At 39.8% G+C, this 12,176-nt stretch carries 12 protein-coding genes; 2 read left to right on the top strand and 10 right to left on the bottom strand.

What is annotated here, in order from left to right:
• Positions 1-169: 169 nt before the first annotated feature.
• From AC1PJP_RS09280 to AC1PJP_RS09235, 10 genes are all read right to left on the bottom strand, one after another.
• Positions 170-679, bottom strand: a complete 510-nt coding sequence (locus AC1PJP_RS09280) for a GNAT family N-acetyltransferase (protein WP_479766869.1) — start codon at positions 677-679, stop codon at positions 170-172.
• Between the two features lie 402 nt (positions 680-1,081).
• Positions 1,082-1,657 (bottom strand): DUF4126 domain-containing protein, encoded by a 576-nt coding sequence (locus AC1PJP_RS09275; RefSeq protein ID WP_479766868.1) that lies wholly within the window; start codon positions 1,655-1,657, stop codon positions 1,082-1,084.
• A gap of 122 nt (positions 1,658-1,779) precedes the next feature.
• Positions 1,780-1,914: a zinc ribbon-containing protein gene (locus tag AC1PJP_RS09270; protein WP_004640417.1), complete on the bottom strand. Its 135-nt coding sequence runs from the start codon at positions 1,912-1,914 to the stop codon at positions 1,780-1,782.
• 333 nt (positions 1,915-2,247) lie between these two features.
• Positions 2,248-3,330 carry a DUF262 domain-containing protein gene (locus AC1PJP_RS09265; protein ID WP_479766867.1) on the bottom strand — a complete coding sequence of 361 codons (1,083 nt, stop codon included), beginning with the start codon at positions 3,328-3,330 and terminating at the stop codon, positions 2,248-2,250.
• Positions 3,317-3,913 carry a hypothetical protein gene (locus tag AC1PJP_RS09260; RefSeq protein WP_479766866.1) on the bottom strand — a complete coding sequence of 199 codons (597 nt, stop codon included), beginning with the start codon at positions 3,911-3,913 and terminating at the stop codon, positions 3,317-3,319. Before AC1PJP_RS09260 ends, AC1PJP_RS09265 begins: the two co-directional genes overlap by 14 nt.
• A gap of 364 nt (positions 3,914-4,277) precedes the next feature.
• Complete coding sequence (locus AC1PJP_RS09255; RefSeq protein ID WP_111856312.1) at positions 4,278-4,793, bottom strand: hypothetical protein; 516 nt, start codon at positions 4,791-4,793, stop codon at positions 4,278-4,280.
• A gap of 218 nt (positions 4,794-5,011) precedes the next feature.
• Positions 5,012-7,618, bottom strand: a complete 2,607-nt coding sequence (gene acnD / locus AC1PJP_RS09250; protein WP_479766865.1) for a Fe/S-dependent 2-methylisocitrate dehydratase AcnD — start codon at positions 7,616-7,618, stop codon at positions 5,012-5,014.
• The gene (gene prpC, locus AC1PJP_RS09245) at positions 7,618-8,775 is read right to left on the bottom strand and encodes a bifunctional 2-methylcitrate synthase/citrate synthase (RefSeq protein WP_003655705.1); all 1,158 of its coding nucleotides are present in this window, start codon (positions 8,773-8,775) and stop codon (positions 7,618-7,620) included. Before prpC ends, acnD begins: the two co-directional genes overlap by 1 nt.
• A gap of 68 nt (positions 8,776-8,843) precedes the next feature.
• Positions 8,844-9,728 (bottom strand): methylisocitrate lyase, encoded by an 885-nt coding sequence (prpB, locus tag AC1PJP_RS09240; RefSeq protein WP_005071840.1) that lies wholly within the window; start codon positions 9,726-9,728, stop codon positions 8,844-8,846.
• Positions 9,721-10,431 (bottom strand): GntR family transcriptional regulator, encoded by a 711-nt coding sequence (locus tag AC1PJP_RS09235; RefSeq protein WP_014208068.1) that lies wholly within the window; start codon positions 10,429-10,431, stop codon positions 9,721-9,723. The genes prpB and AC1PJP_RS09235 overlap by 8 nt, the downstream gene beginning before the upstream one ends.
• 45 nt (positions 10,432-10,476) lie before the next feature.
• Here AC1PJP_RS09235 and AC1PJP_RS09230 point away from each other — a divergent pair, with 45 nt between their 5' ends.
• Positions 10,477-10,611, top strand: coding sequence for a hypothetical protein (locus AC1PJP_RS09230; RefSeq protein ID WP_479766864.1), 135 nt, complete (start codon positions 10,477-10,479; stop codon positions 10,609-10,611).
• Positions 10,612-10,946: 335 nt separating this feature from the next.
• The gene (locus AC1PJP_RS09225; protein ID WP_005309021.1) at positions 10,947-12,161 is read left to right on the top strand and encodes an amino acid aminotransferase; all 1,215 of its coding nucleotides are present in this window, start codon (positions 10,947-10,949) and stop codon (positions 12,159-12,161) included.
• Positions 12,162-12,176 lie beyond the last annotated feature (15 nt).

Raw genomic sequence — 12,176 nt, 5'->3', positions numbered from 1 at the left:
GAGTTCATACAGGAACAGGATGTTCCGGAACACAAAACAACAATAATAGGTTCATGCACCAGGAGCGTGAGATACGACAGGAGTCATATCTAGCAACCAAATACGAAAAAGCCCGACATGATGTTGGGCTTTTTTTATTGCTGTTTAAAAATGCTCTAAAAGAAAATTCTTATATTGTTTTATTCACAATATATCTTTGAACTACTTGATCGACATTAATTTCAGAGTGAAGGCGGCCATTATTTGCTTGAATTACTTTTGCAGACGCTAAATTAGATTTATAACAATGTATATGTAATTCCGTTAAACCTAACTTCCACGCCTCCTGAATCGTAAGCTCTAATAATTTTGAACCAAAATCATTTCTACGTTTAGAAGGGCGAATACCTAGACCAATATGCCCACCACAATATTGAATCTGTTCATTAAGCTTAGGCCGTAAGTTAGATACACCAATAATTTCACTGCCTTCTACTAACCAATATGTAATATTGGCAACATGTCCCTCCTGTAAGGATTTCCCATTTTCATATTCTTTTAGTTTATTCAAAAACGAATCAAAATTTGTATGATCAAAATCCATTGTCAAAGGATAACGTTCTTCATCAGCTAATTCATTGATATAGCTGTGATAGCTCTCTTTAAATCTTAAATGAGGTTTTACCAACATAACGGTCATTTCTTACTCCCGAAAATTGTTCTTTTTATAATCACAATTTAAAAATAACATATTGTTATCAATAACAACTCTTTTTCCACTCCTAATCCTAAACAGTTATTTATAAAAGTAAGCCTGACTATTTACTTGTTTCTCTCATCTACAAAACCTCCCAAGAAACTTTTCGATGTACGCTTTAACCTACAAACTTTTAGGGATTTTGCGGATTGGCGACTTCCCTCTTTTTTCCTATGATGAGTTCATACAGGAACAGGATGTTCCAGAACATAAAACAACAATAATAGGTTCAAGCACCAGGAGCGTGAGATACGACAGGAGTCATATCTAGTACCCAAATACGAAAAAGCCCAACAGGATGTTGGGCTTTTTTTATGGCCATTTAAAAATGATATTAAAGCTAACCTATAGCGGACTATGTGCCTGTTCTTGCTTTTTATGACGTATCCAACGTATTGCCAAAATAACAGCAATAACCACCACAATCGCAACAAGCGCAGGAACTAACAAAGCTGAAACCGAAAGTAAGATTGCCCCAATCCACTCCCCTGTAGCAACAACAAAATTTCCTAAGCCACCTGTGGTTGCAGTTGAAACACCACGTGCAGCGATTGTACTCATTTGCACCACACCTGCCGTACCACCGCCCACAATAATCGCTGCCGCCCAACCTGCGAACTGTGACATTTCACCACTACTCACAGCCATGGTCGTTAACGTACCCGCAATCATGGCCGCAGGAGTCGCGACTGTGTCTAAAGCATTATCGACCCATGGAATATAATAGGCTGCAACTTCACAGACTGTTGCCACAGCTAAAGCCAAGCAAACCGATGGCATAGCCAACCACTCAAAACCTTTTGATGGTTCAAACCATCCCATCATTGTTGCAATGCTCATGACCAACAACGGCACAAACACGCGAAAACCGCAGGCAGCGCTCAGCCCCACGCCAATACATAAACCCAATATTGTTTCCATAACGGTTTCCTTTTTCATGCCCATCGCGGGTCTTGTTATGTAAGTCTTATTTTAAACTAACAAAAAGCCCCATCGGGTGACAGGGCTTTTTGTTAAATGCGAACGCAAATATTATTTTATTCTTAACGTTTAAACTCAGTGCAATAGCATTTAGTGCATGGTGGTAAACGATCTGTATTAATTTCTAAAAACACTCTCTGGCCACATTGAGCGCAGAAATAGAAGCCTGTTCCGGGTTTTTCGCCAGCTGTTACCATGATTGCATTCCTATAATCGTATAGATATTAAACAGGAATATAACCCAGTTAGAGTGATTGTCAATTGTCCATTTCGCCCGATGATGATGGCATAAATGCAAAAAATGTTATTTGTACGATTTATCTTACAAACTTTTAGGGATTTAGCGGATTGGCGAATTCCCGCTTTTTTCCTATGATGAGTTCATACAGGAACAGGATGTTCCGGAACACAAAACAACAATAATAGGTTCATGCACTAGGAGCGTGAGATACGACAGGAGTCATATCTAGCAACCAAATACGAAAAAGCCCGACAGGATGTCGGGCTTTTTTTTATTTATTAAAAGAATATTAATCAGTTGAATCATTATAATTGATTATGCTTTTTACAATATTATGTCTTTGTAGACGATTAGTTTTATCTCTAGTTCCCTCTTTTGACAAGGATTTATATTGATAAATCTCGCTAATAATTTTTGAAAAAGAATTTTTCAAAAATTCGTCATTATCATAATTATCTAGAAATTTTCTATAATTACTTAATTGTTGCGAACTTAGTATTGCACCATCACTTATTAACTCATAAAGAGCAGTAAATAAACTATAAAAATGAACATTTCTTTTAAGGACTTTTCTTCTATCTTCATTTTCGTCAATAATTTGATCAATTTCATTTATCAGCTGATTAAACTTAGTAATATCATTTTCTTTATCAGGATATAAATCATTATAAAGATCATAAATTTTATTAAGATTTTTTTCAGTTACATCTTCTTGAATACCTTGTTTCATAAAAACTAAAAGTGTACTTATAACTGAAATATCACGCATTCTTCTTCTATCTGCTATTCCAAATATTTGATTCTTATTCCAGAATTCTAATTCAGAAAGAGTTGAAACAACCTTCATAAACTCCCCTTCAAATTCCGCGTTCCGTAATTCTTGTGGGTTTAATGTTAAATTATTACTATTCAGTCTGAGAAACATTTTAACAATATTATCTCTAGCAACATTATTTCTAACTAATCGTATTGAAAAAATATATGACCAAATTGCTTTTTTATCTTCAACATCTAAGTCTTTAAAAAACTTATTTCTAATTCTTTCATAACAATCCGTTTCTTTATTAAGAACAGAATCTGTGAGCTTATAATGATTTGCAACAAATTGAAAAATTGCCCCAGTTCTTTGCTGACCATCAACAATAGAGTATTTTGTATCACCTGTATTTTCGTCAGTTCCAACATTCCAAACATAAATTTCAGGAATCGGATAACCCATTATTACTGACTCTATCAATTGAATTTGATTTTTCTGATTCCAAACATAGTTTCTTTGAAATGAATCATCAACAATCAATAACCCCTTTGCATTTAAATCATATAACCATTTAATATTCTGCGGCTGAATATCTATTAAATCAATTAACTTCACTTTGCACCAACCCTTCTTTTAATTTATTAATACCACGTATATGATAATCTTGAACCGACTCCCAATCAGCATATATTCTATAGTTAACTTCATGGTTAACAGAGAATTTTAATTGTAATTCAGCCTTAAACGTTCTTACTAACCTTTGCCACTCTTTTAAATCTTCATTACCATATGTTTCATCTGTATCTTTGATTCCAATAAAACCATTAAAAATATTGTTTGCTTTATGCTGAAAACCATACAAATTATTTTCCTGTGCGATTTTCCTGTAAGCATTCCAAATTTTTTTATAGTAATATTTCGATACAATAATTAAATCCAGATCAGAATCCTCACAAAACTCTTTAAACTCCTTACGAGGCGAAAAGCTAAATTTTGTTTTAGCACTTCCTACAATTGCAATATTATTAAATGGAATATCTAGATTTTTAGAAATAAATTTTTTAAATTCATCATATTTTTCACTGTGGCCTTCCCCTTGATCTTTAAAATACCATACCTCTTGCCCAATAAGATATTTGTAATATATTTCCATGACATCATGTTTTTTTATAAAATCAATTAAATCGACTTTCAGCATTTTTTCAAATACCTCACCTCTTTAAACTAAAACAGCTCTATAAAAATTAAAAAACCCCATAATCAAGATAGAGCCTTTTAGAATAATTTTCAATCAGTTATAGACTAAGTATTAAGCAAATTGACCTTCTAAAGAGTCTTCCACAATTTCATTTTGTATGCTTTAACCTACAAACTTTTAGGGGTTTTGCGGATTGGCTCTCCCCCACTTTTTTCCTATGATGAGTTCATACAGGAACAGGATGTTCCGGAACACAAAACAACAATAATAGGTTCAAGCACCAGGAGCGTGAGATACGACAGGAGTCATATCTAGCAACCAAATACGAAAAAGCCCGACAGGATGTCGGGCTTTTTTTATATTCTTATTTTTCTGCTAAATAGCTTCTTACACGTGCATCATTGAGTAAAGTCATTACCCCTTCTGCAATACATCCATTTAAATCTTGTACTAACACACCACTCGTATGAGGAACGGTAAATGGAATAGTTTGCCCATTTCCTAAAGTCGCTTCGAATTTAATTTTACTGCGCCAGAAAAGCAGATTGGTGTAGGTACTACGTAATGAATTTACTTTAATCGCAATCGATTTCGATCCATTACCCTCAACAGGTTGACCATTTTTCAATAGTTCCTTTTGAGTCTGTTGTACCATCGTTTCTGTAATAGACTTAATGCTAGAGTCCAGTTTTGTGCCCATATAAGAATATACAATCACTCGTTCATCTGAAGTTTGAGCATTGGTCACATCAGCCTTGCCAATGACCTTCACAGGTTGAATTAAACCTGCACGCAGAGGGTACTCTGTACTTACATAAGGCATCGTCCCACAAGCAGTTAATATAAGAGAGCAAATTGAAATAATGAATAAGTTACGCATTGATATTTTCCAAGAAATCTATTGTGATTTATATTTAAGTCTAAGCGCCGCGTATCTTAATGTAAGTTAAAGAGAATTTGATGACAAAAATAAAATAATTTTAAAAAATATAATATATGCAGTCATTTTTTATAATTAATTAACTATGCGTAAATAAATAAAAACCCCACTCTAAAGCAGGGCTTTTAAAACAATATCAATAATGTTTAACTAAAGTATCAAGCCACTTGGCCTTCTAAAAAGTCTTGCGCAAAACGCTGTAATACACCGCCCGCTTCATATACAGAAACTTCTTCTTCTGTATCTAAACGGCAAGTCACAGGCACTTCAAGAATCTCTTCTTTACCATCCGCTGTGGCACGCTCAATCACTAAAGTTAAAGTCGAACGCGGCGCGATATTACCAATCACGCTATAAAGCTCTGTACCATCTAGTTTTAAAGTCTTGCGGTTTACACCCGGTTTAAACTCAAGTGGTAACACACCCATACCCACCAAGTTAGTACGGTGAATACGCTCAAAGCCTTCTGCCACAATCGCTTCAACACCTGCAAGGCGCACACCTTTTGCAGCCCAGTCACGGCTTGAACCCTGACCGTAGTCAGCACCCGCAACAATAATTAATGGCTGCTTACGGTTCATGTAGGTTTCAATCGCTTCCCACATACGCATTACTTCGCCTTCTGGCTCTACACGCGCTTTTGAACCTTGCTTAATGGTGCCGTCTGAACGAACCACCATTTCGTTATACAGTTTCGGGTTAGCAAATGTTGCACGTTGTGCAGTCAAATGGTCACCACGGTGCGTTGCGTATGAGTTGAAGTCTTCTTCTGGTAGACCCATTTTGTGAAGATATTCACCCGCAGCTGAGTCCATCAAAATCGCGTTTGAAGGCGACAAGTGGTCAGTCGTAATGTTGTCACCCAAAATGGCAAGCGGACGCATGTTCGCTAAAGTACGTGGTGCAGCCAACGCCCCTTCCCAATATGGCGGACGGCGGATGTAAGTACTTTGTGGACGCCAGTCATAAAGCGGACTTTCGGCCTCTACAGTTACACCTAAATCAAACATTGGGATGTAGACTTTACGGAACTGTTCAGGCTTCACAGCTTCTTTAACTAACGCATCAATTTCAGCATCAGATGGCCAAATGTCTTTCAGGTAAATCGGGTTACCGTCTTTATCGTGACCTAAAGCATCTTTTTCGATGTCAAAACGAATCGTACCCGCAATTGCATACGCCACAACAAGCGGTGGAGATGCCAAGAACGCCTGTTTTGCATATGGATGGATACGACCATCGAAGTTACGGTTACCAGACAGTACTGCTGTTGCGTACAAGTCACGGTCGATAATTTCTTGTTGGATGACTGGATCTAATGCACCCGACATGCCGTTACAAGTCGTACAAGCGTAAGCCACAATACCAAAACCAAGTTGTTCTAAGTCTTTTAGAACACCTGCCTCTTCGAGGTAAAGAGCAGCTGCTTTTGAACCCGGTGCAAATGATGATTTCACCCAAGGTTTACGAACTAAGCCAAGCTCATTTGCCTTACGTGCCAACAAACCTGCTGCCACGGTATTACGTGGGTTAGAAGTGTTGGTACATGAAGTAATTGCCGCAATAATGATTGCGCCATCTGGCATTAAGCCATCAGAACGGTTTTCAACAACACCTGCAATGCCTTTTTCTTTGAGGTCCGCAGTTGAAACACGTGCATGTGGGTTTGATGGCCCAGCAATGTTACGTGTTACTTTTGATAGGTCAAAACGAAGTACACGTGGGTACTCTGCTTTGGTCATATCAGATGCCCAAAGGCCGATTTCTTTTGCGTACTGTTCAACCAATGCCACTTGTGCATCTTCACGGCCTGTTAGGCGTAAGTAGTCAATCGTGTTTTGGTCGATGTAGAACATTGCCGCCGTAGCGCCGTATTCTGGTGTCATGTTCGAAATGGTTGCACGGTCACCCACAGACATGCTGTCAGCGCCTTCACCAAAGAACTCAAGATAAGCACCAACCACACGTTCTTTACGCAAGAATTCAGTTAGGGCAAGTACGATATCTGTTGCAGTAATACCTGCCTGACGCTGACCTACAAACTCAACACCAATAATGTCTGGTAGACGCATCCAAGATGCACGGCCCAACATTACGTTTTCAGCTTCTAAGCCACCAACGCCCACAGAAATTACGCCCAAAGCGTCTGTATGTGGAGTGTGTGAATCTGTACCTACGCAAGTGTCTGGGTATGCCACGCCATCACGCGCCTGAATCACCGGAGACATTTTCTCTAGGTTAATCTGGTGCATAATGCCGTTCCCCGCAGGGATCACATCGACATTTTTAAATGCTGTTTTAGTCCACTCAATAAAGTGGAAACGGTCTTCGTTACGACGGTCTTCAACAGCACGGTTTTTTTCAAAAGCGTCTGGGTCTGCACCACCGAATTCCACTGCTAAAGAGTGGTCAACAATGAGCTGTGTTGGTACAACTGGGTTGACTTTAGATGGGTCACCGCCTTTGTCGGCAATCGCATCACGTAAACCTGCAAGGTCAACCAATGCAGTTTGACCCAAGATGTCGTGACACACTACGCGCGCTGGGTACCAAGGAAAGTCCAAGTCCTGACGGCGTTCAATTAGCTGCGTTAAATAAGCAGTTAAGTTCTCGGCATCGGCACGGCGTACCAATTGCTCTGCAAGTACTTTAGACGTGTAAGGCAGTTTTTCGTATGCGCCTGGCTGAATATCTTCAACGGCTTGACGCACGTCGTAATATTCAAGCTGGGTTCCTGCCAGCGGTTTACGGTATTTTGTGTTCATTAACCACGCTCCGCCAATGGTTTAAATTTGAGGTTTTCAGGGCCTGTGTAGTTCGCGCTTGGACGAATGATCTTGCCGTCTTGGCGTTGTTCAATCACGTGAGCTGACCAACCTGCTGTACGTGCAATCACGAATAATGGTGTGAACATTGCAGTTGGAACGCCCATTAAGTGATAACTCACAGCACTGAACCAGTCGAGGTTCGGGAACATGTTTTTCGCATCTTTCATCACTGCTTCTAAGCGTTCAGCGATTAAGTACATCTTGGTGTTCTCTTGTGCTTGTGCCAAGTCATGTGCCACTTTTTTGATGACTTCGTTGCGTGGGTCAGAGATTGTATAGACAGGGTGACCAAAACCGATCACAACTTCTTTCTTCTCAACACGGCTACGGATGTCTGCTTCTGCTTCGTCTGCGTTGTCGTAACGTTGTTGAATGACGAATGCAACTTCGTTCGCACCACCATGTTTAGGTCCACGAAGCGCACCAATACCGCCTGTAATTGCCGAGTACATGTCAGAACCTGTACCTGCAACCACACGTGACGTAAATGTAGATGCGTTGAATTCGTGCTCAGCATACAAAATGAGTGATGTATGCATTGCTTCAATCCACTCTTCAGATGGTTTTTCACCATGAAGTAAATGTAAGAAATGCGCTGCAATTGAGTCGTCATCAGTTTCAACTTCAATGCGACGACCGTTATTGCTGAAGTGATACCAATACAACAACATTGAACCTAGGCTTGCCATTAATTTGTCAGCAATGTCTTTTGCGCCAGCTTCGTTATGGTCTTCGTGTTCTGGAGTTAAACAACCAAGAACTGAAACACCCGTACGCATTACATCCATTGGATGTGCAGACGGAGGAAGTTGTTCAAGTGCAGTTTTCAGTGCTGCTGGTAAGCCACGAAGTGCTTTTAATTTTGCTTTATACGCTTTGAGTTCAGCTTTGTTTGGTAATTTGCCATGTACGAGCAAGTGAGCAACTTCTTCAAATTGGCTACCCACTGCAAGGTCAAGAATGTCATAGCCACGGTAGTGCAAGTCGTTACCGCTACGTCCTACGGTACAAAGTGCTGTGTTGCCTGCAACTTGTCCGCTCAGTGCAACTGATTTTTTTGGTTTGAAGCCTGTTGTTGTTTCATTTGAGCTCATAAGATTGTCCTTTCCTATCTATCTGAATTTATTTATTAAACACGACGGATTCGTACCGTTTTCACTTCTTATTTCTTTTTAGCAAATGCGTTGTCTAAGTAGTCTTCAAACGCATAGTAATTAATGCGTTCATATAACTCTTTACGCGTTTGCATAATATCAATCACGTTCTTTTGCGTGCCTTCTTTACGTAAGGTTTCATACACAGTTTCGGCAGCTTTGTTCATCGCACGGAAAGCAGAAAGCGGATAAAGCGCAAGGCTTACATCAGCAGATGCTAACTCTTCAGTGGTAAACAGTGGTGTAGAACCAAACTCGGTAATGTTTGCCAAAATTGGTGCGCCAGTCTTCTGAGCAAATTGCTTGTACATATCAAGCTCGGTAATTGCTTCAGGGAACAACATGTCTGCACCCGCTTCAATGTAAGCACCTGCACGGTCAATTGCAGCTTGCAAACCGTCTACTGCCAGTGCATCGGTACGCGCCATAATTACGAAGCTGTCATCACCACGCGCATCGACCGCAGCTTTAATACGGTCAACCATTTCTTCTTGAGTCACAATGGCTTTGTTCGGACGGTGACCACAACGTTTTGCGCCCACTTGATCTTCAATGTGCATTGCCGCAGCACCAAACTTGATGAGTGCTTTTGTGGTACGCGCAATGTTAAATGCAGAAGCACCAAAACCTGTATCAGCATCGACCAATAATGGAAGATCACATACATCGGTAATACGGCGTACATCGGTCAACACATCATCAAGGTTACTGATTCCCAAATCAGGTAAGCCTAAAGAACCAGCGGCTACACCACCACCTGATAAGTAAATCGCTTTATAACCTGCACGTTTTGCCAAAAGTGCATGATTGGCGTTGATGGTTCCAACCACTTGTAATGGCTTTTCTTGGGCTACGGCATCGCGAAATAGCTGACCTGCGGATTGTTTAGCCATTGTTATGTTCTCCTTGTGCTTGTAGCAGTGTTTGCTCAATAATTTTGTAAGAGGCATTGATATGTCGATGCATAAGCAGCTCGGCAAGTTCTCCATCGCCTTCTGCAATTGCATCTAAAATACGGATATGTTCGTCCCAAGCTTTGCTCGGTCGATCGGGTGTGTTTGAAAACTGAATTCGGTACATACGAATGAGGTGATAAAGCTCATCACATAGCATTTTTTCTAAGGTTTTATTGCCACTACTTTTGATAATGCAGTAGTGAAAATCATCCTGCCCTTCTTGCAAGTAATATCCTTTACCTGCTTTAAAGTTTTCATCTTCAGCGTGCATACGCAAAACATCACGTAGCGCCAAAATTTGCTTTTTATCAATATGCTGTGCAGCAAGTTTGCAAGCCAAACCCTCTAAAGACGCACGAATTTGGTAAAGCTCTTTAAACTGTTGCAGGGAGAGCGAAACCACACGTGCACCCACATGAGCAGTTCGCTCAACCAAACGTTGCCCTTCAAGGCGATGAATCGCTTCACGCAATGGCCCACGGCTAATGCCATAAGTCCTAGCCAACTCAGGCTCAGAAATTTTGCTACCTGCCGGAATTTGACCTAAAACGATCGCCGTCTGTATTTGTTTAAATACATTCTCGGTCAGTGTTCTTCCCTGACTTTGTAATGGCTCTGGTGCGTAGGTCAAATCTTGCATATTGTCGACAATTTTTAATCAATTATGGCTTTTATAGCGGTATGAATGAAAAAAATCAAGGTGATTGTTGACACTTTACAGAACGCATCAGGTCAATTTTTATCGTTTGACCTGTTATTTCACCTTATATTTAAACCATTAAACCACTTACCAATTAGTACTTGTAAAACAGTTATTTAATATTGTTTTACCTATAGATTTATGGCACTTTTTTAGCTGCTTTTCGACCGCTAATCTTTTGTTTCAAACTTTAGTCTACAACCAATGTATTACAGCAAGATTGTAGACAATCTGCTTGAATGAAAGCATGAGTTATAAATTAGTATCTATTTACCGTAATTTCTTTTAAATCTTTTTATCATTTTCATCCAGAAAATATCGATATTAGTGAAATTATCAGGTGCTTCACGGTAGCTTTATTGATACATTATTGAACATCGACATAGTTGTGGCGTATTTTTCGAGACAGAAAAAACCCAGCACTATGCATATTGTTGAATGAAAGGACTTTTTTGATGTTTCAACATATCCCCCCATACGCAGGCGACCCAATTTTATCTTTAATGGAACAGTTCAACGCTGATACTCGTTCTGGAAAAGTGAACTTGAGTATTGGTCTTTACTATAACGAAGACAGTATTGTTCCTCAGTTAGAGACCATTATTGAAGCGCAAAAGCGTATTGAGCCTAAAAACGGTAAAACCAAACTTTATTTGCCAATGGAAGGCTTCAAACCTTACCGTGAAGCAATTCAAGCACTTTTATTTGGTGCAAACAGCCCAGCAGTTAAAGCTGGCCGTGCTGTAACCATCCAAACGCTTGGTGGTTCAGGTGCATTGAAAGTTGGTGCGGATTTCTTAAAAACTTATTTCCCAAATTCTGACGTTTGGGTAAGCCAACCAACTTGGGACAACCACGTTGCGATTTTCAATGGCGCTGGCATCAAAACTCATTTCTACCCATATTTCGATAACGAAACGCGTGGTGTAGATTTTGACGGTATGCTTTCAACACTTAAAACTTTGCCTGAGCAAAGCATTGTGTTATTGCACCCATGCTGCCACAACCCAACGGGTGCTGACTTAAACCCAGCGCAGTGGGATCAAGTGATTGCAGTATTAAAAGATCGTAACCTTATTCCATTCCTAGATATCGCTTACCAAGGTTTTGGTGACGGTATGGAAGAAGATGCGTATGCAATCCGTGCTTTAGACCAAGCGGGTCTAAACTTCATTGTGAGCAACTCGTTCTCTAAAATCTTCTCTTTATATGGCGAGCGTGTTGGCGGCTTAACTTTCGTATGTGACGATGCAGAAGCTGCTCAGTGCACATTCGGTCAGTTAAAAGCGACTGTACGCCGTATTTACTCTAGCCCTCCTACTACAGGTGCTTGGTTAGTTGATGAAGTGTTAAATGACGCTGAACTTAACCAACAATGGCAAGGCGAAGTAAAAGAGATGCGCGAGCGTATTATTAAAATGCGTAGCATCTTGAAAGACGAACTCACTAAAGCACTACCAGACCGTGACTTTAGTTACCTTGTAAACCAAAAAGGTATGTTCAGTTACACAGGTTTAACTGCTGAGCAAGTGGATATCTTGCGTGAAGAATATGCAATCTACTTAGTACGTAGTGGTCGTATTTGTGTAGCAGGTTTAAACATGAACAATGTTTACACTGTTGCTAAAGCAGTTGCAGAAGTACTTGCTAAATCTGTAGAAGCTGCATAAGACATCTACAAAAAA

It is taken from the genome of Acinetobacter sp. V116_7 (genome assembly GCF_056735735.1).
The sequence above is the reverse complement of the archived record's forward strand: the minus strand, read 5'-3'. Positions and strand labels throughout refer to the sequence as shown.